15 protein-coding genes are annotated in these 21,956 nt (G+C 75.7%); 10 read left to right on the forward strand and 5 right to left on the reverse strand.

Going from position 1 to position 21,956, the window contains the following annotated elements; genetic code table 11:
* Nucleotides 1–350 precede the first annotated feature (350 nt).
* A complete protein-coding gene (locus ACZ4UX_RS12585; protein ID WP_465706619.1) occupies nucleotides 351–1,079 on the forward strand; it encodes a ferritin-like fold-containing protein in 729 nt (242 codons plus the stop codon).
* 24 nt (nucleotides 1,080–1,103) lie between these two features.
* On the opposite strand, the gene ACZ4UX_RS12590 is transcribed toward ACZ4UX_RS12585, so the two are convergent.
* The 3 genes from ACZ4UX_RS12590 to ACZ4UX_RS12600 all read right to left on the reverse strand — a co-directional run bounded on the left by ACZ4UX_RS12590 (nucleotide 1,104) and on the right by ACZ4UX_RS12600 (nucleotide 2,568).
* On the reverse strand, nucleotides 1,104–1,421 hold the full coding sequence (locus ACZ4UX_RS12590; RefSeq protein ID WP_329489485.1) for a hypothetical protein: 318 nt from the start codon (nucleotides 1,419–1,421) through the stop codon (nucleotides 1,104–1,106).
* A 125-nt stretch (nucleotides 1,422–1,546) separates the two neighbouring features.
* A complete protein-coding gene (locus tag ACZ4UX_RS12595; protein WP_329489486.1) occupies nucleotides 1,547–1,774 on the reverse strand; it encodes a DUF3107 domain-containing protein in 228 nt (75 codons plus the stop codon).
* A 131-nt stretch (nucleotides 1,775–1,905) separates the two neighbouring features.
* Nucleotides 1,906–2,568, reverse strand: a complete 663-nt coding sequence (locus ACZ4UX_RS12600) for a TetR/AcrR family transcriptional regulator (protein WP_329489487.1) — start codon at nucleotides 2,566–2,568, stop codon at nucleotides 1,906–1,908.
* A 208-nt stretch (nucleotides 2,569–2,776) separates the two neighbouring features.
* Here ACZ4UX_RS12600 and ACZ4UX_RS12605 point away from each other — a divergent pair, with 208 nt between their 5' ends.
* From ACZ4UX_RS12605 to moeZ, 5 genes are all read left to right on the forward strand, one after another.
* Nucleotides 2,777–3,700, forward strand: coding sequence for an alpha/beta fold hydrolase (locus ACZ4UX_RS12605; RefSeq protein ID WP_465706620.1), 924 nt, complete (start codon nucleotides 2,777–2,779; stop codon nucleotides 3,698–3,700).
* Nucleotides 3,701–4,095: 395 nt separating this feature from the next.
* Nucleotides 4,096–5,718, forward strand: coding sequence for a DUF3492 domain-containing protein (locus ACZ4UX_RS12610; RefSeq protein ID WP_465706621.1), 1,623 nt, complete (start codon nucleotides 4,096–4,098; stop codon nucleotides 5,716–5,718).
* Nucleotides 5,718–6,863: a hypothetical protein gene (locus ACZ4UX_RS12615; protein ID WP_465706622.1), complete on the forward strand. Its 1,146-nt coding sequence runs from the start codon at nucleotides 5,718–5,720 to the stop codon at nucleotides 6,861–6,863. The genes ACZ4UX_RS12610 and ACZ4UX_RS12615 overlap by 1 nt, the downstream gene beginning before the upstream one ends.
* An 88-nt stretch (nucleotides 6,864–6,951) precedes the next feature.
* Complete coding sequence (locus tag ACZ4UX_RS12620; protein ID WP_465706623.1) at nucleotides 6,952–7,989, forward strand: NAD-dependent epimerase/dehydratase family protein; 1,038 nt, start codon at nucleotides 6,952–6,954, stop codon at nucleotides 7,987–7,989.
* Between the two features lie 265 nt (nucleotides 7,990–8,254).
* A complete protein-coding gene (gene moeZ / locus ACZ4UX_RS12625; RefSeq protein ID WP_329489492.1) occupies nucleotides 8,255–9,433 on the forward strand; it encodes an adenylyltransferase/sulfurtransferase MoeZ in 1,179 nt (392 codons plus the stop codon).
* Between the two features lie 59 nt (nucleotides 9,434–9,492).
* On the opposite strand, the gene ACZ4UX_RS12630 is transcribed toward moeZ, so the two are convergent.
* Nucleotides 9,493–12,324: a flippase-like domain-containing protein gene (locus ACZ4UX_RS12630; protein WP_465706624.1), complete on the reverse strand. Its 2,832-nt coding sequence runs from the start codon at nucleotides 12,322–12,324 to the stop codon at nucleotides 9,493–9,495.
* Nucleotides 12,325–12,458: 134 nt separating this feature from the next.
* On the opposite strand from ACZ4UX_RS12630, the gene ACZ4UX_RS12635 reads away from it, so the two are divergent.
* The 4 genes from ACZ4UX_RS12635 to ACZ4UX_RS12650 all read left to right on the forward strand — a co-directional run bounded on the left by ACZ4UX_RS12635 (nucleotide 12,459) and on the right by ACZ4UX_RS12650 (nucleotide 20,922).
* Complete coding sequence (locus ACZ4UX_RS12635; protein ID WP_465706625.1) at nucleotides 12,459–12,803, forward strand: MGMT family protein; 345 nt, start codon at nucleotides 12,459–12,461, stop codon at nucleotides 12,801–12,803.
* Between the two features lie 113 nt (nucleotides 12,804–12,916).
* Complete coding sequence (locus ACZ4UX_RS12640; RefSeq protein WP_465706626.1) at nucleotides 12,917–16,234, forward strand: ATP-dependent helicase; 3,318 nt, start codon at nucleotides 12,917–12,919, stop codon at nucleotides 16,232–16,234.
* Between the two features lie 77 nt (nucleotides 16,235–16,311).
* Nucleotides 16,312–19,539: a UvrD-helicase domain-containing protein gene (locus ACZ4UX_RS12645; RefSeq protein WP_465706627.1), complete on the forward strand. Its 3,228-nt coding sequence runs from the start codon at nucleotides 16,312–16,314 to the stop codon at nucleotides 19,537–19,539.
* 210 nt (nucleotides 19,540–19,749) lie between these two features.
* On the forward strand, nucleotides 19,750–20,922 hold the full coding sequence (locus ACZ4UX_RS12650; RefSeq protein ID WP_465706628.1) for a PP2C family protein-serine/threonine phosphatase: 1,173 nt from the start codon (nucleotides 19,750–19,752) through the stop codon (nucleotides 20,920–20,922).
* A gap of 32 nt (nucleotides 20,923–20,954) precedes the next feature.
* On the opposite strand, the gene ACZ4UX_RS12655 is transcribed toward ACZ4UX_RS12650, so the two are convergent.
* The gene (locus ACZ4UX_RS12655) at nucleotides 20,955–21,926 is read right to left on the reverse strand and encodes an endonuclease/exonuclease/phosphatase family protein (RefSeq protein ID WP_465706629.1); all 972 of its coding nucleotides are present in this window, start codon (nucleotides 21,924–21,926) and stop codon (nucleotides 20,955–20,957) included.
* Between the last annotated feature and the right edge of the window lie 30 nt (nucleotides 21,927–21,956).

Consider the following 21,956-nt stretch of genomic DNA (forward strand, 5'->3'; position numbering starts at 1 on the left):
GCGGTGCCAAGGCTTGAAGTCCAAGCCATGGTCGGAGCCGATCGGCTCTCCGACCGGGCATCCGCGTACGTGAGTGCCCGGCTTCCGGTGCGGGCACGTCCTGCCGGACGGTGCCGCTACGAAGCGGGCTTGCCCGGCGCACCGAGACGGCGGTGACACCGTGCGAGCACTACGGACCTCGCTACCACCATACAGTCACGCGACGACTCGAACACGTGACGCGTCTGACATCGCCCGCAGCGGACCGTCGCGCCCGCTCCGCGCCGGGCTCCCCGCGCACCGGTCGCGGAGCGGGCGCCGGGAGCCACCGCGCGTGTGCGGGGGGCCGCGCCGGACTAAGGTGGCAGGTCATGGAGACCCATGGTGAGACGCAGGACGACACGGCCGGCTCGATCGGGGACTGGGCGAGCTGCTCGGCCGATCCGGGCTACCGGGCGGCCGTGCTGGACCTGCTCGGCGCCCTCGCGTACGGCGAGCTGAGCGCCTTCGAGCGGCTCGCCGAGGACGCCAAGCTCGCGCCGGGCCTCGCCGACAAGGCCGAGCTGGCCCGGATGGCCTCCGCCGAGTTCCAGCACTACCAGCGGCTGCACGACCGGCTCGCGGAGGTCGGCGCGGACCCGCAGGAGGCGATGCGGCCGTTCGTCGAGCCGCTGGAGCTGTTCCACCGGATGACGGCGCCCTCGGACTGGCTGGAGGGCCTGGTCAAGGCCTACGTCGGCGACGCGATCGCGACGGACTTCTACCGCGAGGTGGCCGTGCGGCTCGACGACGACACCCGGGACCTGGTCCTCGGCGTGATGTCGGACACCGGGCACGCCCAGTTCGCGGTCGACAAGGTGCGGCAGGCCATCGAGGTCGACCCGCGCTCGGGCGGCCGGCTGGCGCTCTGGGGCCGGCGGCTGATGGGCGAGGCGCTGAGCCAGGCCCAGCGGGTGGTCGCCGAGCGCGACGCGCTCTCCAACCTGCTGGTCGGCGGCGTCCAGGTGCAGGGCTTCGACCTGGTCGAGGTCGGCAAGATGTTCAACCGGATCACCGAGGCGCACACCAAGCGGATGGCCGCGCTGGGGCTCGCCTCCTGAGCTGCCCGGCCGGGCCGGCGGGGCTCAGGCGTGCCGCTGCCGGCGGTGCGCGCCCGCCCGGTGCGGGCGGTGCCGGTGGGCGGGCTGGCGCCCGGCCGCGAGGTCGGGCCGGGCCAGCACCGAGGTGAGCAGTGCCGAGGCGACCGCCGCGATGCCGATGCTGGCCGCCGGGACCCGGCCGTCCAGCGTGAAGTGCGTGATCACCCCGCTGAGCAGGGCCGACACCAGCGCCGTCCCGAGCGTCAGCCCCCGGCCGGCCGGGAAGTACGCCGGCAGGGCCAGCAGCGCGGTGGCCCCGACGATCAGGCCGACGAGGGCGAAGGCGATCGACTCGACCAGCAAGGGTGCCTCCCCGGTGCGGTGGGCGGCTCCGGACGGCCGCACTTGTCGCCGTACCCCGGTCCACCCGGCCGTACACGCAGTGGTGCCCCGTTCCCCGGGCGGGGAACGGGGCACCACGAAGCAGCTCAGAGCGTGCCGAACCCGACCTTGCGGGCGGCCTGCTCGCCGATCTCCACGTACGCCAGGCGCTCGGCCGGGACGATGACGCGGCGGCCGTGCTCGTCGGTCAGCGCGAAGAGCTTCGAGGGGCCCTCCAGCGCCTTGGCGATCGCGCTCTCGACCTCATCGGCGGTCTGCGAGCTCTCGATCACGATCTCGCGCGGCGCGTTCTGCACGCCGATCTTGACCTCCACGACTTCCGTCCCTCCGGGTTGCAGCCAGCCACGCGCGGTCACCGGACCGCCTGGGACAAGCGTTCGTGGTGATCGCGCCGTACGGCTTCACCATAGAGCACCGGATCAGTGCCCTGGCGAAGGTCGGCGGATCACTGGTCGGCGGCCTGCGCCTCGGCGGCCTCGGCGGCGGGGTGCATCGGGAAGCCCTTCAGACCGCGCCAGGCCAGGCTGGCGACCAGCCGGACGGCTTCGTCGCGGGGGATCTCCAGGCCCTGGGAGAGCCAGTAGCGGGCGGTGATCTGGGCCAGGCCGCAGACGCCGGCGGCGAGCAGCTTGGACTCGGCCTCGGGGAGGTCGGTGTCCTCCTGGATGACCTTGCTGACCAGGGTCGCGCTGGCGTCCGAGGCCCGCTCCACCCGCTCGCGGACGGCCGGCTCGTTGGTCAGGTCCGACTCGAAGACCAGCCGGAAGGCACCGGACTCGCTGGAGACGTAGTTGAAGTACGCCTCCATCGTCGCGGCCACCCGGTGCTTGTTGTCGGTGGTCGCCGCGAGCGCCTCGCGGGTCGAGTCGACCAGGGCGTCGCAGTGCTTGTCCAGCAGCGCCAGGTAGAGCTCCAGCTTCCCGGGGAAGTGCTGGTACAGCACCGGCTTGCTGACCCCGGCGCGGTCGGCGATGTCGTCCATGGCGGCCGCGTGGTAGCCCTGCGCGACAAACACCTCCTGGGCGGCACCGAGCAGTTGTTCACGGCGGGCGCTTCGCGGCAGGCGGGCACCGCGCGGGCGCTCCTGCGCCTCCTGGATGGCCGTCACGGCGCTCCTCACTTCACGGGTTGTTCGGGGCTGGCAAGATGACCGATTCTACTTTTCGGTAACCGCGTTCGCGCTTGGCGAGCGTGAGAAAAGCACCGAGCCCCCTTGTCAGGAGCCCACAATACGGCGCTGACCACCGGCGACGGCAGTGGTGCGACAAGAGCTGGGACGGCCCCGGTGCACCCGCGGCTCACTACCATCGTCCACCATGAGCGGCGCCGAGCAGCGGGTACGTACGGAGGCGGGGGATCCCGCGCGGGTCCGGACGGTCGGTGCCGCCGGTGCGGAACTGGCGGTGCACCGGCCCGCCGGCGGGGCCGCCGACGGCCGGGAGCAGGCACTCTTCGTGCACGGACTCGGCGGCTCGGCGGCCAACTGGACGGCGCTGATGGAGCGGCTGGCCGGCCTCGTCGACGGGGAGGCGGTGGACCTGCCCGGCTTCGGGTACTCGGCGCCGCCCGCCGACGGCGACCTCTCCGTGTCCGGGCACGTGCGCGCGGTGACCGGCTACCTGGAGACGACCGGCCGCGGCCCGGTGCACCTCTTCGGGAACTCGCTCGGCGGCGCCGTCGCCGTCCGGCTCGCCGCGCTCCGGCCCGACCTGGTGCGCAGCCTGACGCTGATCTCGCCCGCGCTGCCCGAGCTGCCGCCGCAGCGCACCGCCTGGCCGACCGGGCTGCTCGCGGTGCCCGGCCTGCCCGCCCTGCTGGGCCGGCTGCCGTCGAACGGCCGCAGCCCGGAGGACGCCACCGAGGGCCTGCTGCGGCTGGTCTACGGGGATCCGCGGAGCCTCTCGCCGGCGGCCCGGGCCGAGGCGGTGGCCGAGTACCGGCGGCGGATCGCGGTGCCGCACGCGATGCGGGCGCTGACCGGCTCGGCCCGCGGGATCGTCTCGGCGTACACCGAGCGGGGCGAGCAGGCGCTCTGGCGGCAGGCGGAGCGGGTCACGGCGCCCACGCTGCTGGTGTACGGGCTGCGCGACAAGCTGGTCTCGTACCGCTCGGCGCGACGGGCCTGCGCGGCGTTCGGGGACGCCCGGCTGCTGGTGCTGCCGGACTCCGGGCACGTGGCGATGATGGAGCACCCGGAGCGGGTGGCCCGGGCGGTGCGGGAGCTGCTGGCGCGGGGCTGAGGGGGCGCGGGAGCTGCCGGCGCGGGGCTGAGCGGGGGCGCGGCGCGGCCCCGGCGGGGCGTGGGGACGGACGGGCGGTAACGCCCCGCTCCGGGGCGAGGTCACGCCGGTTCACTCGTTCAGGTGGCAACCAGGCATGTGACCGATGGAGGGCCGGGGCCCGGTCCTACCTTTCTGCTGTCGGACCGAACAGGTGTGGGGGAGTGGCGGCCGCCGGAGGAGCCGGAGGGCGGCCGCACGCAGGGAGCCGGTGGTGCGACCGCCGGCCCGGGCCGCGGTGCTTCCGGCCGACCGGACTCCTCCGCCCGGGCCGCACCCGTGCCCGCACGGGGCGCCCGGGTGCCGATCGAGCCGCTCCAGCCATCCGTCGTCCCGTTCTGTTCTGGAGGTCTCCCGTGCGCGTTGCACTGCTCACCGAGGGTGCCCGTCCGCACCCCGGACACGGCGTCGGCGGCTGGTGCGCCCGGCTGGTGGAGGGTCTCGCCGAGCACGACTTCGAGCTGTTCGTCCTGGCCGGCGCGGCCGGTTCGGGCATCGCCGAGAGCCCGCGGGGGCGCTGGCTGGGGGTGCACGAGCTGGCGCTGTGGGGGCGCCGCCCGGCCGGCCGGCTGCCCGGCGCGCTGCGCGGACGCCAGTACGCCCGGGCGTACGAGGAACTGGTCCGGGCCCTGGTGATGCCGGGCGAGCGGGCCTCGTTCGGGGCGGGGCTGTACCGGCTGGCGGCGCTCGCCCGGGAGGACGGCGGCCTGTCCGCGTTCCTGGCCTCCGCCGCCGCCCGGCGCACCCTGGAGCGGGTCTGGCGCTCGCCCGGCGCCGACACCTCGGCCGGGCAACCGCTGGTCCGTGACGTGCTGGTCGCGGCGGACCTGCTGGAGCAGTGCCTGCGCCCGCTCTCGGCCCCCTGGTACGGCGCCGGGCCGGGCGGCCTCGGCTCGGCCGACCTCTGCCACGTGGTCGGCGGCGGTCCGGCGGCGCTGCCGGCGCTGGTGGCCAAGCGGCTGCACGGGGTGCCGTTCGTGGTCACCGAGCACGGGCTGCACCTGCGCGAGCAGTACCTCGGCTACCGCGAGGCGCCCTACCGCTGGCCGGTCCGGGCCCTGCTGCTCTCCTTCTTCCGCTCGCTCACCGAGGAGACGTACCGGCAGGCCGCGATACTGACCCCCGGCAGCGCCCACGACCAGCGGTGGCAGCGCCGCTGCGGCGCCGACCCGGCGCGGACCAGGGTGGTCCACGAGGGCACCCCGGCGGTGGCCCGGGCCGCGGCCGGCCCGGAGCCGGCCGCGCCGACGCTGGCCTGGGCGGGCGCGCTGGAGCCGGGCCGGGACACCGAGCTGATGCTGCACGCCTTCGCGCGGGTCCGCGCCGAGCTGCCCGCGGCCCGGCTGGTGGTCCACGGCGAGGAGGCCGTCCCGGGCTACCGGGCGCACTGCGAGGCGGTGGCCGACCGGCTGGGGGTGGCCGGGGCGGTGGAGTTCGCCGGGCGGCCCGACCCGGTGGCGGCGGCCTGGGAGAGCGGCACGGTGGTGGTCTTCTCGGCGCTCTCGCAGCGCGGCCCCCGGCTGCTGGCCGACGCGATGCTGAGCGGCCGGGCGGTGGTCTCGACGGACGTCGGGGTGGCCCGGGAGGTGGTGGGCCCGACCGGACTGCTCGTCCCGCCGCGCGACCCGCGGGCACTGGCGGGCGCCTGTCTGGCCCTGCTGCGCGACCCGGAGCGGCGGGCCCGGCTGGGGCTGGCGGGCCGGTTGCGGGCGCAGGAACGCTTCGCCGTGGAACCGGTGATCGGCGCGTTCCGGGAGATCTACCTGGAGCTGGTCTCGCAGTGGCCGGGCTTCCCGACGGCCCGGTCCGGTGGTGCGGCCGCCGAGCGGCCCCGTCCGTTCGCCCGGCCCGCCGAGTACTGGCTGGCCGACCGCCGGGACGGCGCCGGCACCGGGCAGCCGGTCGGCGAGGGGCAGGGCGCGGACGAGGGCGCGGGCGAGGCGTCCGAGCGGCCCGGCGCACTCGCGGAGGCCCTCTGATGGCCGGCGGCGCCCCGGTCGCCGGGAGCGGCCCGGCCACGGGGCCCGGAGTCTTCGGCGATCCGGTCCGGGAGGTGATGGCGGAGCACCGGGAGCTCTGCGAGCGGGCCGTCGATCCGCTGGAGATCGCCGCCGGGCTGGAGGAGGCGGGCTGCGGGCCGGAGACGGCCGCGCGCTGCCGGCACGCCGATCTGTTCTCGCTCGCCGACGAGCTGTACGCCCGGGTGCCGCGCCGTCCGCCGCCGGACCCGGCGGCGGCGGACGGCCACCGGCCGCGCCGGTGGGGTGCGGCGCTCCGGGCGGCGGCGCTGGCCGCGCCACCGGTCGGGGCGGCCGTCGGGGCGGCCGGGCGGTGGCCGGTGCTGCTGCCGGCCGCCGCCGTGCTCGCGCTGGGGTCGGCGGTGTCCGCCTCCGACCGGGCCGGCCGGGCCGCGGCCGGCGCCCCGGCCGTCGACCCGCCGGACGCCGGGCTCGGACCGGCCGCCGGGGGCCCCGGCCCCCGGGCCCGGCGGTGGCGGCCGGCCGGGCTGGGCCACGGGTGCGGGGTGGCCGCCCTGCTGCTGCTCCCGCTGGCCGGGGTCGGCGCCGGGTTCGGGGCGTCCGGCACCGGGGACACCCGGGCGACGGCCGCGCTGGTGCTGGCCGCGGCGCTGTCGGCCGGGTCGGCCGAGTGGGCGGCGCGGTGGTTCCGGCACATCGCCCGCGGCCACCTGCGCGTGGCGGGCACCCTCGCGGAGTTCCGGGCCCGGATGCGGCCGGTCCTGCCGGTGGCCGTCGCCCTGCACCTGGCCGTCCTCGCGGTCCTGACCTTCGCCGCCCTCGCGGTGCTGACGGCCGTGGCGCCCCGGCCCGGGCCGGCCCCCGGCGGCGGACTGCCGCACCTGGTGGCCGAGCGGGCCGACCCCGCCCAGTGGGCGGCGCAGGGTGTGCTCGGGCTGCTGCTGGTGCTGCCCGCGCTGCTGGCCCGGTCCGGCCGGACCGCCGCCGCCGCGCTGGGCGCGCTCGCCGGGCCGGCCGCCGTCGCGGCGCCGCTCCTCCTGGGCCGCTCCGCGCCGACGGCCTGGCTGCTCGGCGGCGGCGCGGTCGCGCTCGCCCTGCTGGCGTACGCCTGGCCGGTGCTCGACCGGGCCGACACGCACCGCTGAGCCCGGCCCCACCGAACCGTTCGACCTCCCGTTGTTCACTCTGTCCGCCAGGTCGTACCCGACCTCGCTTCGTGGAAGGACACCCCCGATGAGGGTGCTGCTGCTGGGCGCCGACGGCTTTATCGGCCGCCGGGTCACCGATCGTCTGCTCGTGGACCAGGAGTTGCAGGTGACGGTGCTCGGCCGGCGCGACTCGGCCGACATCCGCTTCGACCTGACCACCGGGAGTCCGGGCGCGCTCGCCCGGTTCCTGGACGCGGTCGCGCCCCAGGTGGTGATCAACTGCGCGGGCGCCACCTACGGCAGCTCGCGGACGCTGATCCGGGCGAACACGCTGGCCGTCGCCACGGTCTGCGAGGCGATCCGGCGCAGCCGGGAGCCGGCCCGGCTGGTGCACGTCGGCTCGGCGGCCGAGTACGGGCCGGTGCCGGGCGGGGTCCCGGTCTCGGAGGGCGCCGAGCCGCGTCCGGTCGGCCCGTACGGGGTCTCCAAGCTCGCCGGGACGGAGCTGGTGCTGGCCTCCGGGCTGGACGCGGCGGTGCTCCGGGTGTTCGACGTGGTGGGGCCGGGGGCGCCGACGGCCTCGCTGTTCGGGCGGCTCGCCGAGGGGCTGCGCCGGGCGCTGGAGCGCGAGGAGTCGCAGGTGCGGATGCCGGACCTGTCCGGATACCGGGATTTCGTCGACGTCCGGGACGTCGCCCGGGCGATCCAGGCGGCGGCGGTGTCGGCGGCCACCGGGGTGATCAACATCGGCAGCGGGCACGCCGTCCGGGCCCGCGAGGCGGCCCAGCTGCTGGTCCGGGCCTCGGGCTTCGAAGGGGCGATCGTGGAGGAGAACCGGCCGGTCCTGCTCCCCGCGCAGGCCGGCGGGCCGGTCGAGCACGTCGACCGGCACGCGGACCGGCACGCGGACCGGCACGTCGACCGGCACGCGGGCCAGCACGGCGGCCCGTACCACCGGCCCGCGGAGGCACGGCCGACCGAGGGGCGGGGCCCGGCGGGCGAGCCGGTGCCGTGGCGCCAGGCGGACGTGCGGACCGCCCGGGACCGTCTCGGCTGGCGGACACAGGTGCCGCTGGAGGAGTCGCTGGGCGACGTCTGGCTGGAGACGGCCTGCCGGGTCTGACCCGCCGGCACGTGGGTGCCCGGGTGCGCGACGGCCCCGCTGAGGCGGGCCGCGGCGCTCCCGGGCGCCCGCCGTCCGCCGCCCCGGGCGGCTCCGGCGGGCGGTCCCAGCATCCGAGGCCGGCTGTCTCGCCCCTCGGACGAGCTGTCTCGGAATACCGGGGCGGCATGACACTGTTGGCCTAGCTGAGCCACCGCGGTGGCGGAGCGTGAAGCCACTAGAGGTCGGCCCCTGGCCACCTGAACCGACGACCATCGGAGTCCCCGTGTCGCTGCCACCCCTGGTCGAGCCGGCCGCCGAGCTCACCGTCGACGAGGTCCGCAGGTACTCCCGCCACCTGATCATCCCCGACGTGGGCATGGCCGGGCAGAAGCGGCTGAAGAACGCCAAGGTGCTGTGCGTCGGCGCCGGCGGCCTGGGCTCGCCCGCGCTGATGTACCTCGCCGCCGCCGGCGTGGGCACGCTCGGCATCGTCGAGTTCGACGTGGTGGACGAGTCCAACCTGCAGCGGCAGATCATCCACGGCCAGTCGGACATCGGCCGCTCCAAGGGCGAGTCGGCGCGGGACTCGGTCAAGGAGATCAACCCCTACGTGGACGTGATCCTCCACGAGGAGCGCCTCGACAACGACAACGTGATGGAGATCTTCTCCGGCTACGACCTGATCGTCGACGGCACCGACAACTTCGCCACCCGGTACCTGGTGAACGACGCCGCGGTGCTGCTCGGCAAGCCCTACGTGTGGGGCTCGATCTACCGCTTCGACGGCCAGGCCAGCGTGTTCTGGGCCGAGCACGGCCCGTGCTACCGCTGCCTCTACCCCGAGGCCCCGCCGGCGGGCATGGTCCCGTCCTGCGCCGAGGGCGGCGTGCTGGGCGTGCTCTGCGCGTCCATCGGCTCGATCCAGGTCACCGAGGCGATCAAGCTGCTGGCCGGTGTCGGCGAGCCGCTGGTCGGCCGACTGATGATCTACGACGCCCTGGAGATGAACTACCGCCAGGTGAAGGTCCGCAAGGACCCGAACTGCGCGCTCTGCGGCGAGAACCCGACGGTCACCGAGCTGATCGACTACGAGGCCTTCTGCGGCGTCGTGTCGGAGGAGGCCCAGGCCGCCGCCGCCGGTTCGACGATCACCTCGAAGCAGCTCAAGCAGTGGCAGGACGACAAGGAGGACATCTTCCTGATCGACGTCCGCGAGCCCGGCGAGTACGAGATCGTCAACATCCCCGGCGCGGTGCTGATCCCGAAGAACGAGTTCCTGATGGGCAACGCGCTGGAGTCGCTGCCGCAGGACCGGAAGATCGTGCTGCACTGCAAGTCGGGCGTCCGCTCGGCCGAGGTGCTGGCCGTGGTGAAGGCGGCCGGGTTCTCCAACGCCGTCCACCTCGGCGGCGGCGTGCTCGGCTGGGTGAACCAGGTCGAGCCGCACAAGCCGGTCTACTAGCAGACGCCGGAAGGGCCCGCCGGAGCGATCCGGCGGGCCCTTCCCGCGTACCGGGAGCCCTACAGGGCGCCCTTGCGCTGGAGCATGTTGTAGGAGATCCAGCCGGGCAGGACGGGCAGCCAGAAGGTGAGCGCCCGGTAGAGGAAGACCGCCGGGGTGGCGATCGTCGGGGGCACGTCGGCGACGGTGAGCGCACCGATCAGGGCGACCTCGACCGGGCCGATGCCGCCGGGGGTGGGGATGGCCGAGCCGGCCGCGTTGGCGGTCAGGAAGACCACCGCGACCGCCGAGAAGCTGATGCTGCCGCCGAAGGCCTGCACCGAGGCGTCCAGGCAGGCGGTGAAGGAGAGCGTCAGCAGCAGGATCCCGCCGAAGCCGGTGACCAGCTTGCTGGGCGTCTGCATCAGGTCGAGCATCCGCGGCACCACGCCGAAGAACAGCGAGCGCAGCCGGTTCAGCACGAACCGCCGCAGCGGCGAGACGGCCGCGACCACCAGGGCGAGCACGGCGGCGGTCAGCACGCCGATGATCACCGCGCGGGAGGCCGAGAGGTCCCCGTTGGTCTGGCTGCCGGTGATCAGGCCGAAGCTGAACAGCAGCAGCAGGTGCCCGGCCAGGCCGGCCAGCTGGGAGGCGCCGACCGAGGCGACCGCCTGCCCGGAGCGGATCCCGGCCTTCTGCAGGTAGCGGGTGTTCAGCGCGATGCCGCCGATCGCGGCCGGCGCCACCAGCTTGACGAAGGAGCCGGCCAGCTGGGCCGCCACGGTGCGGCGGAACGGCAGCTTCTCCGGGACGAAGCCGGTCAGGCTCATCGAGGCGGCGACGTAGCTGAACGCGGCGGCGGCGAGCGCCACGGCCGCCCAGGCCCAGTTCATCTGGGAGAGCTTGAGCTGGGCCGGCTTGATGGTGGTCAGCGCGAGGTAGGCGGCGAAGGTGAGCGCGATCACCATGATCAGGCTCTTCGGCTTCAGCCGCTCCAGCTTGGCCGTCTCGGTCGGCGCCTCGGGGGCGATCTGGAGGATCTGGCCGCGGATCCGGCTGAGCAGGTCCTCCCCGGCGACCGCGATGTCCTCCTCGGCCTGCTGCTGGGTGCGCTCGCCGGCGGCGACCTGCTCCAGCGCCTGGGCCCGGGCGGCGGTCTTGCGCTCCTTGCTGAGCTTCTTCAGGTCGACCCTGGTGGAGCGGCTCAACCCGACCGGCTGCAGCAGCGGCAGCGCCTGCGCGACCCGCTCGGCGCCGAGGACGGCGTTGGCGGTCGCGACCGCCCGCTCCGGGCCGATCCGCAGGGCGAAGGTGGTGAGCAGCTGGGCGACGTCGATGCGCAGCGTCAGATCGGTGGCGGCGATGTCGCCGCCGGAGAGGTTGACCAGGCAGGCCGCCTTCTCGTCGACCACCAGCAGCGACTCGCCGGTCAGCCGGCGGTGCGCGATCCGGCGCTCGTGCAGGGCGGCGACGGACTCCCAGAGCGAGGCCATCACCCGGTCGGTGACCTCCTCGTCCGAGAGGTCGTCCAGGATGCGGCCCTCGACGTTCTCGTAGACCAGGATCGCGGCGTCCGGGCCCAGCTCGGAGGTGGCCACCAGCTGCGGCGAGTGGGCGCCCGAGGCGGCGGCCGCGTAGGCGATCAGCGCCTCCTGCTCCAGCGCCTGGCGCAGCGACTGCGGGCTGCGGCGGACGGCCACCGAGCGCAGCCGCAGCCGCCGCCAGGCGCGGTAGAAGAAGCCGGAGGCCTGCTGCTCGCGGTCGATGATGTGGACGTCCAGCGGCGGGCCGCTCTGCTGGCCGACGTAGTAGCGGCGGGTGCCGCCGGGGGCGTCGGGGGCGCGGTGGGCGCTGGCCGGGGTGAAGCCGACCTTGCGCAGGCCGATCATCAGGTGCTGGCCGGTGGGCCGGATGTTGGGCGAGCCGATCGCGTACAGCGTGCCGTACGCGACGGACCAGCCGATCAGCACGGTGAGCAGCAGGGACAGCGGGGTGGTGTAGCCGCCGAGCAGCTCGGTGAGCCCGCTGAAGACCACCACCACCCAGAGGGCGACCCGCCAGCGCGGCCGGCTCGACATGCCGACCGCGGTCATGTAGGCGATCACCGGCGCCAGATAGCCGTGCACCGGGTCGGTGAGGGTGCCGTTGCTGTCCATCGGCAGCCGGGTGAGGGCGTCCCGGATGTGTTCGGAGGCGCCTTCGGCCACCCACCAGTCGATGCCCAGCGAGACGCCGTAGGAGAGCACCGAGGCGAGGACGCCGTCGGCGACCCGCAGGCCGTCGCGTTTGATCAGGCGCTCGACCGCGAAGGCGAGCGGGACGGCGAGCACCGCGACGCTGGAGACCAGGCCGGTGATGGTGGCGAGCACCGGGGAGAAGCGCGGCGCGTTGGAGGCGATGTCCAGCTCGATGCCGGTGGTGGTCGAGGTCGCCACCCCGGCCAGGACGAACACGGCGACTATGCCGAGGACGCCGGCCAGGAAGCGGATCAGGTCCGACGGGCGGTGCGCGCGGGCGGCGAGCAGCGGTTCGTCGACGTCCAGGTAGGGGGTGTCGTCCAGCGGGTCGTACCCCTCGTACTCCGCGTGCTCCTGCGGCCGCTCCTGTCCCTCGGGTACCAGGAAGGGCTCCTCGGGTACCGGGGGCGGCTCCTGGGGTACCGGGGACGGCTCGGGGACGGCGGGCGGCTCGGGCTGCTGGGCCGGGACGCCGGCCGGGGCCGGTCCGGGCGCCCCGGCCCCGGGGACGGCCCCGGGTTCGGTCGGCTGCGGGGTCTTGATCGTCCGGTCCTTGATCAGGGAGACTTCGGGTGTCGGCGTGGCGGCGGGCTCTCCACCGGGGCCTGCGGGCATGGTGTCGGAAGACTCGTCGGAGTCCTCGCCCTCGCCCACGTCAGCCGTCCCGGTCATCTGGTCTTGTCCTCGTATCACCACTCACCGCCCCGAAGATGGTGGCATGCCGCGGCGCCCCGTGCTGGACAGGGGCCGGATCGGGCGCGGCGGATCATGCGTACCGTGCCGCGCGCCGGGGCCGGTGAGGAAGAATGCCGCAGGTGACGGACGCTACCGACGACGCCGGACCGGGCGGCCTGCCGCCCTTCGCCGAACTGGTTCTCGACCTGACCGAGCGGATTCCACCCGGCCGGGTGATGACCTACGGGGACGTTGCCGAGTACCTCGGTCAGGGCGGCCCCCGCCAGGTCGGCCGGGTGATGGCCCTGTACGGCGGCTCGGTGCCCTGGTGGCGGGTGGTCCGCGCGGACGGCCGGTTCCTGCCCGGACACGAGTACCGCGCCCTCGCCCGGTACGGCGAGGAGGGCACCCCGCTGCGCGAACTCGCCGACCCGCCCCGGGTCGACCTGAAGCGGGCCCGCTGGGACGGCCGGTAGCGCCGAACCGGGTGCGAGGACGGGAATGACGGGGCAGGATCGTAGGCTCGATACGGACGGGCCCCGCCGCGGGCCCGTCCGCCGTTGCCCGAAGCACGACCCCCAGGACGTCCGTGAGCTCCCCCTACCGTCTGGTGCGCAGCCCCCTCGCGCTCCCCGCCCCGCCCGTGCTGGACGACTACCAGCGCGCCGTGGTGGAGCACGCGGGCGGCCCGCTGCTGGTGCTCGCCGGGCCCGGGACCGGCAAGACCACCACGCTGGTGGAGGCCGTCGCCCGGCGGATCGAGCGCGGCACCGACCCCGAGCGGATCCTGGTGCTGACCTTCAGCCGCAAGGCCGCGATGGAACTGCGCGACCGGATGTCCGGCCGGCTCGGGGCCTCCGCCCCCGCCCCGCAGGCCACCACCTTCCACTCCTTCTGCTACGCGCTGCTCCGGGCCCACCAGGACCCTCAGGACTACGCCGAGCCGCTGCGGCTGCTCTCCGGCCCCGAGCAGGACGTCATGGTCCGCGAGCTGCTGGCCGGCGGCGCCGAGGACGCCCGCGGGGGCCGGGGCCGGATCGACTGGCCGCTCGACCTCCGGGCCTGCCTGACCACCCGCGGCTTCGCCGACGAGGTCCGCGCCGTGCTCGCCCGCAGCCGGGAGCTAGGCCTCGGCGAGGCCGAGCTGCGGCGGTTCGCCGAGGGCGTGCAGCGCCCCGACTGGGCGGCCGCCGCCCACTTCCTGGCCGACTACCTGGACGTCCTGGACCTGCGCGGGGTGCTCGACTACGCCGAGCTGGTCCACCGCGCGGTGCTGCTGGCCGAGCGCCCCGAGGTGGGCGAGCGGCTGCGGCAGCGCTACGAGGTGGTCTTCGTCGACGAGTACCAGGACACCGACCCCTCGCAGGTCCGGCTGCTGCGCCAGCTCGCCGGCGGCGGGCGGGAGCTGGTCGCCGTCGGGGATCCGGACCAGTCGATCTACGCGTTCCGCGGCGCCGACATCAACGGCATCCTGGAGTTCCCGCAGACCTTCCGGCAGGCCGGTGGCGGCCCGGCCGAGGTCAAGGTGCTGCGGGTCTCCCGCCGCTCCGGCGCCGTACTGCTCGCCGCCTCCCGCGAGCTGGCCCGGCGGATGCCGATGGGCCGGCTGCCGGCCGACAAGCTCGCCCAGCACCGGGCCCTGCTGCCGTCCCGCGAGGGCGGCCGGGTCGAGGTGTACACCTACCCGACCCCGGGCACCGAGCTGGACTCGATCGCCGACCTGCTGCGCCGCGCCCACCTGGAGGACGGCGTGCCGTGGGGCGAGATGGCCGTCCTGGTCCGGGCCGGCGGCCGGTCCATCCCCGGGGTGCGGCGGGCGCTCGGCGCGGCCGGCGTCCCGCTGGAGATCGACGGTGACGACCTGCCGCTGCGCGAGGAGCCCGCCGTCGCCCAGCTGCTGCTCGCCCTGCGGGTCTGCGCCGAGCAGGCCGCCCGGGACAAGCACGATCGCGCCGCCGGCCCCGACCCGCTCACCACCGAGCTCGCGCACACCCTGCTCACCGGCCCGCTCGGCGGCCTGGACGGCTCCGACCTGCGCCGCCTCGGCCGCGCCCTGCGCGAGGAGGAGCGCGCCGCGCTGCGCGCCGACGGCCGGGCGGCGGCCGTGCCCCGCGCGGCCGAGGAGCTGATCCGCGAGGCCCTCGCCGAGCCCGAGCGGCTGATCGCCCTCGACCCCTCGCACGCCCGGCGCGCCCGCGACCTCGGCACCCTGCTGCGCAAGGTCCGCGAGCGGCTGGCCGGCGGCTGCACCGCGGAGGACGCGCTCTGGGAGCTCTGGGACGGCAGCCGGCGCTGGCGCGAGCGCCTGGAGCGGGCGGCGCTGCGCGGCGGCGCCGCCGGCCGCAACGCCGACCGGGACCTCGACGCGCTCTGCGCCCTGTTCGAGACCGCCGCCCGCGCCGAGGAGCAGGTCACCGGCCACCGCAGCGCCCTCGACCTGCTCGCCGAGCTGGAGGCCCAGGACATCGCGGCCGACACCCTCACCGTGCGGGCCGTCCGCCCGGACGCCGTCCGGCTGATGACCGCGCACCGCTCCAAGGGCCTGGAGTGGCGGGTGGTCGTGGTGGCCGGCGTCCAGGACGGCCTCTGGCCCGACCTGCGCCGCCGCGGCTCGCTGCTGGAGGCCGACCGGATCGGCCGCGACGGCCTGGCCGAGCCGCTCTCCCCGGCCGCCCTGCTCGGCGAGGAGCGCCGGCTCTTCTACGTCGCCGCCACCCGCGCCAAGGAGCGGCTGATCGTCACCGCCGTCAAGGCCCCCGCCGACGACGGCGACGAGCCGTCCCGCTTCCTGCGCGAGCTCTACCGCGAGGACGTCGACCCGCGGACCGGCAAGGTGCTGCGCCGCACCCCGCCGGTCACCGTCGAGGACGTCACCCACCGCCCGCGCCGCCCGCTGTCCGTCCCCGCGCTGGTCGCCGAGCTGCGCGCGGTCACCGTCGACCCGGCCCGGTCGCCCGAGCTGCGCCGCGCCGCCGCCGAGCGGCTCGCCACCCTGGCGCTGGCCGCCGACGAGGACGGCCTGCCGCTGGTGCCGGCCGCCCACCCGGACCGCTGGTGGGGCCTGGACGACGCCACCGCCGCCCCCGAGCCGCTGCGCAGCGCCGATCTGCCGGTCCGGCTCTCCGGCAGCGGCCTGGAGCAGCTGGAGAACTGCTCGCTGCAGTGGTTCCTGGACAAGGAGGTCAAGGCGCGCGGCGCCGGTTCGGCCGCCCAGGGCTTCGGCAACGTGGTGCACGCCCTCGCCGACGAGGTCGGCTCCGGCCGCACCCCCGCCGACCTCGCCGTGCTGATGGAGCGGCTGGACACGGTCTGGGACGCGCTGGCCTTCGACGCGCCCTGGAAGTCCCAGCAGGAGAAGACCGAGGCCCGGGCCGCCCTGGAGCGCTTCCTGAACTGGCACGTCCTGCAACGCGGCCGCGACGTGGTCGCCACCGAGCACGGCTTCGACGTCACGCTGGACGTCGGCGGCGTCTCGGTGCGGATCCGCGGCTCGATGGACCGGGTGGAGAAGGACGACGCCGGGCGGGCCTACGTGGTGGACTTCAAGACCGGCAAGGAGGCGCCGACCGACAAGTCGCTGCCCGAGCACAAGCAGCTCGCGGTCTACCAGCTCGCCGTCCGGGCCGGGGCGCTCAACGAGCTGCCCGGGTTCGAGGGCCGGGTCCCCGACTCCGGCGGGGCCGAGCTGGTGCAGCTGCGCAAGCCCGACAAGGGCGCCCCGGAGGCGCCCAAGGTGCAGCGCCAGGACCCGCCGGACGGCGAGCCGTGGATCGAGAACCTGCTGGCCGACGCCGCCGGGCGGGTCCTCGCCGAGCGCTTCGTGCCGCGGACCGGCGGCGGCTGCGACCGCTGCACCTTCCGTCGCAGCTGCTCGGCCCAGCGTGACGGCGCCCAGGTGGTGGAGTGAGCGCCGCGGTGTGGGGGTGGCCACAGCGGGCCGGGCGAGGGGCCCGGACTGTCGGCGGTGCCCGTTAACGTTGCGGGGTGACCGCCGCGCTCAGCCACCCCGACCAGCTCAAGGAGCTGCTGGGCATCCCGTTCAACCGGGAGCAGATGGCGGCCATCGGCGCCCCGCTGGAGCCGGCCGTGATCGTCGCCGGGGCGGGCTCCGGGAAGACCACGGTGATGGCCGCCCGGGTGGTCTGGCTGGTCGGGTCCGGGGCCGTCCGCCCGGAGGAGGTGCTCGGCCTCACCTTCACCAACAAGGCCGCCGGGGAGCTCGCCGAACGCGTCCGCGCGGCCCTGCGGCTCGGCGGCGTGGCCGAACCGGACGAGGAGGCGCTCGGCGAGCCGGAGATCTCCACCTACCACGCCTTCGCCGGCCGCCTGCTCAAGGAGCACGGCCTGCGGATCGGCATCGAGCCGGACGTCCGGCTGCTCGCCGACGCCACCCGCTTCCAGCTCGCCGCCAAGGTGCTGCGCACCGCGCGCGGTCCCTTCCCGGCGCTCACCGGGACCTTCAGCAACCTGGTCGCCGACCTGACCGCGCTGGACGGCGAGCTCGCCGAGCACCTGGTCGAGCCGGACGCGCTGCGCGCCTTCGACGAGGAGCTGCTCGACACCCTCGCCACCGTCCGGCTCGGCAACGACGACCTGCGGGCCGTGCCGGTCACCGCCCGGGCCCGGCTGGAGCTGCTGCGCCTGGTCGAGGAGTACCGGCGGCGCAAGGCCGCGGCCGGGCTGATGGACTTCGGCGACCAGATAGCCGCCGCCGCCCGGCTCGCGCAGCAGCGCCCCGAGGTCGGCGAGCTGCTCCGGGCCCAGTACCGGGTGGTGCTGCTCGACGAGTACCAGGACACCTCGGTGGCGCAGCGGCTGATGCTGGCCGGCCTGTACGGCGCCGGCCCCGAGGGGCGGGGCACCGGCCACCCCGTCACCGCCGTCGGCGACCCCTGCCAGGCGATCTACGGCTGGCGCGGCGCCTCGGTCGCCAACCTGGACGACTTCCCCCGGCACTTCCCGAAGGCCGACGGCTCCGGGGCGGCCCGGTACTCGCTCAGCGAGAACCGCCGTAGCGGCGGGCGGCTGCTCGCCTTCGCCAACGAGCTGGCCGAACCGCTGCGCGCGATGCACGAGGGCGTCGAGGCGCTGCGCCCGGCTCCCGGCGCCGAGCAGGAGGGCTACGTCCGGGCCGCGCTGCTGCCCACCCACGCGCAGGAGATCGACTGGCTGGCCGACTCGATCGCCCACCTGGTCCGCACCGGGACCGCCCCGGGCCGGATCGCCGTGCTCTGCCGGGGCGGCGCGGCCTTCCCCGACATCCACGCGGCGCTGGTCGCCCGGGAGGTGCCGGTCGAGGTGGTCGGACTCGGCGGCCTGCTGCAACTGCCCGAGGTGGCCGACCTGGTGGCCACCTGCGAGGTGCTGCAGGACCCGACCGCCAACGCGGCGCTGGTCCGGCTGCTGATCGGCCCGCGCTGGCGGATCGGCCCGCGCGACCTCGCCCTGCTCGGCCGGCGCGCCGCCGAACTGGTGCGCACCGCCCGGCCGGAGGGCGTCGAGGCGCTGGCCGCGGCCGTCGCCGAGGCCGATCCGACCGAGGTGGTCTCGCTGGCCGACGCGCTGGAGACCTTCCTGGACCCGGCGTCCGGCGGGGACGGCGACCGGTCCGACGAGCTGCCGTTCTCCGCGGAGGCCAGGCCGCGCTTCGCCCGGCTCGCCCGGGAGCTGCGCGAGCTGCGCCGCTCGCTCGCCGAGCCGCTGATGGACGTGCTGCACCGGGTGCTCGCGGTCACCGGCCTGGAGGTCGAACTCGCGGCCTCCCCCCAGGCCCTGGCCGCCCGCCGCCGGGAGACCCTGCACGCCTTCCTGGACGTCGCGGCCGGCTTCGCGGACCTGGACGGCGACCCGGGCCTGTCGGCGTTCCTCGGCTTCCTGCGCGCCGCCCAGGAGTACGAGCGCGGGCTGGACAGCAGCCTGCCCGGCGGGGAGGACACCGTGAAGGTCCTCACCGCGCACAAGTCCAAGGGCCTGGAGTGGGACGTCGTGGCCGTTCCCGGGCTGGTCAGGGGCGCCTTCCCGTCCTCGACCACGCGCGAGCGCTGGACCAGCGTCAAGCGGGTGCTGCCGCACGCCCTGCGCGGCGACGCGGCCACCCTGCCCGATGTGCGCGGCGGGTGGAACAGCAAGTCCATGGCCGCCTTCAAGGCGGCGCTCGCCGAGCACTCGGGCACCGAGGAACTGCGCCTCGGCTACGTCGCCTTCACCCGGCCGCGGTCGCTGCTGCTGGCCTCCGGGCACTGGTGGGGCCCCAGCCAGAAGACCGTGCGCGGCCCGTCCGCCTTCCTGGAGCGGCTGCGGACGCACTGCGAGCGGCCCGGCGCGGGCGAGCTCGAACACTGGGCCGAGCAGCCGCCCAAGGGCGCCGAGAACCCGGCGCTGGCCGCGCCCGTCGAGCGCCCCTGGCCGCTGCCGCTGGATCCGGCGGCCCAGCACGCCCGCCGCCGGGTCGCCGAGGTGGTGCACCGCCGCCTCGCCGGCCTGCCCGCCCCCGAACCGGAGCCGATGGCCGCCGAGGACCGCCGCCAGGTCGAGTCCTGGGACCGCGACCTCACCGCGCTGGTCGGCGAGTTGGAGCGGTCCCGGCGCAGCGTCCGGGAGGTGCCGCTGCCCGCCGCGCTGTCCGCCACCCAGCTCCAGCGGCTGGCCGCCGATCCGGACGGCTTCGCGCACGACCTGGCCCGCCCGATGCCCCGGCCGCCGCAGCCGGCCGCCCGCCGGGGCACCCGGTTCCACGCCTGGGTGCAGTCCCGGATCGAGCCGCTGCTGCTGATCGAGCCGGGCGCGCTGCCGGGCGCGGACGACGACGGCATCGAGGACGAGCAGGACCTGGAGCGGCTCAAGGAGGCGTTCCTGCGCACGCCCTACGCGAACCGGACGCCCTACCGGGTCGAGGCGCCGTTCCAGTTGGTGCTGGCGGGCCGGGTGGTGCGCGGCCGGATCGATGCGGTCTACCGGGAAGATGACGGCCGGTCGGAATTCGGCGGCGCGTCACGCTACGAAGTGGTGGACTGGAAGACGCACCGCGAGGAGACCGCCGATCCGCTCCAGCTCGCGGTCTACCGGGTCGCCTGGGCCGAACAGTTGGGAGTTCCGCCGGAGCAGGTCACGGCGTCCTTCCTGTACGTCCGCAGCGGTCGGGTCGAACAACCCGCAGGACTTCCCGACCGAAAAGAGTTGGAACGGCTCCTGATCGGGAACAGTGAAGAATGAGTCACGCAGAGCATTCAAGTCATCACGGCAGCGGGCGAAACCTGTGCGTAGTGCACGTTTCGTGCCTATTGTGGGGTCGGTAACCGGTCAACCCCTGTGCTCCGGCCGCCAGCGAGGCCCGCATTCCCCAACCCTCAGTCATCACCGCGGGTGCCCACGGGGCACCGGCGTCTTCTGCTGGAGAGACCGAAGTTGAGCGCGACCGGATGGATGAGAGAGCGGTTCGCCGGGCCGGCCCCGGGGACCGCTCCGGGCTCGACCGGCACCTGGCCGAGGACGGCGCTCGCGCTGCCGTTCATCGGCATGGCGCTGGTCGTGGCCCTCGACTACGTCAGCAACACCGAGGTGACGGTCGAGCCGGCCCTCACCGCCGTTCCCGCGCTGGCCGCCGTGGTCAGCCGGCGTACCTGGTACCCGCTCGCCATCGGCCTCTGCACCGAGGCCGTGGCCTTCCTGATGGCCGCCAGCAGCGACTCGCTCGGCGAGTCCGTGCACAGCGCCACCGTCTTCGCCGTCGTGCTGGTCGCCGCGATCGGCTGGGTCAGCGCCACCCTGCGGCTGCGCCAGGAGAAGGCGCTGGCCGACGCCCAGCTGGTCGCCTCGATCGCCCGCCGGGTGCTGCTGCGGCCGGTTCCCGAGCGGGTCGGCACCGTCCGGGCCGCCGTCCACTACGAGGCCGCCGCCGCGCACGCCAGGATCGGCGGCGACCTCTACGAGGTGGTCAACACCCGGCACGGGGTCCGGGCCGTGGTCGGCGACGTCCGGGGCAAGGGGCTCGGCGCGGTGGAGACCGCCGCCGCCGTGCTCGGCGCCTTCCGGGAGGCCGCCCACCAGGAGCCCGCGCTGGACCGGGTGGCGGGCTGGCTCGCGGTGAGCCTCGACCGGGCCCTGCACGAGAACGAGCACCCCGGCGTGGAGGAGGAGTTCGTCACCCTGGTGCTGATCGGGGTCCGGCCCGACGGCACCGCCGAGATCGTCAACTGCGGCCACCCGTCGCCGCTGCTGCTGCGGGGCACCGAGCCGGTCCGGCCGCTGGAGCTCGCCGAGACGGTGCCCCCGCTCGGCGTCCTCGACCCGGTCGACGTCCGGCCGCCGGTGCACGAGGTCCCGCTGCGGCAGGGGGACCGCGTCCTGCTGTTCACCGACGGAGTCATCGAGGCCCGGGACCGGGCCGGCGTCTTCTACCCGCTCGCCGAGCGGCTGCCGCACTGCGCGGACGGCCACCCGGTGGACGTCCTGCGACGCCTGCACCAGGACGTGGTCCGCCACGTCGGCCGCCAGCTCGGCGACGACGCGGCGATGCTGCTGCTCCAGTACGACCCGCTCGGGCCGGAGCCGCACCTGCCGCACCAGAACGGGCAGCTGACGCACCCCCGGAGCTGACCGCCCGGCACCGGGCGGCCCGGCCGGACCGCCTACAGGCCGACCTCCACCACCAGCGGGCGGTGGTCCGACACCACCGCCCGCGGGGCGGCCGCCGGGCCGACCGCGGTGCGCGGCACGCCCACCGCGAGCACGTGGTCGAACTGCACGGCTGGCCGGTGCGAGGGGTAGGTGGGCGTGCGGGCCAGGTCGTACCAGCCCTGGAGCCGCGCCCGCGGCTCGCGCACCCGCCGCCGGCGCGGCTCGACCAGGGCCGGCCGGGCCCGCCGGGCCGCCCGCAGTTCGCGCACCCGCGCCCGGGGCGCCGTCCGGTCCAGCGCGGTGGCCCCGCCCAGTACCGTCCGGGGCACCGCGCCGATCAGGTTGAAGTCCCCCAGGACCAGGTAGGGCTGCGGCAGGTCGGCGATCCAGCGCCGGATCCCCGCCAGCTGCGCCATGTTCCAGCCGGGCACGAACGACAGGTGCGCCGCCACCACGGTGAACGGCCCGTGCTCGCCCTCCAGTACGGCCGCCAGCGCGGCCCGCGGCTCGTCCGGGACGGGCGTGAGCCCGCGCCGGCCGGCCACCCGCAGCGGCAGCCCGAACGGGGCCGGGGCGAACCGCCGGGCCCGCCAGTGCCGCACCGGCAGCCGGGTCAGCAGTGCGGTGCCGTACGACGGCGGCGCGTCGTCGCCGACCTCGTTCGGCCCGTACACCTGGAGTCCGGCGGGGCCGGCGGGCTCCGGCACCCAGCCCGCGACCGGCGCCGGGCGCCCGTGCAGCGCGGCGGCGAACCGCCAGTCCGCGGCGCCCATCGCCTTGGCGGCGACGGCGGCCTGGTCGGTGCCGCCGGAGCGGGCCTGGTAGCGGTCCACCTCCTGGAGGGCGAGCACGTCGGCGTCCAGCGCGGCCACCGCCTCCGCCAACGGTCCACCGGCGTCGGCGGGGTAGGGCCGCGGAGCACCGTCCGGGGCGAGCGGCTGACCGTGCAACAGATTGAAGGTGGCGATGCGCAACTGGCTCACACCGCACGACGGTACCCGCTCACCGGGAGG

Source organism: Kitasatospora sp. NPDC028961, from assembly GCF_055564815.1.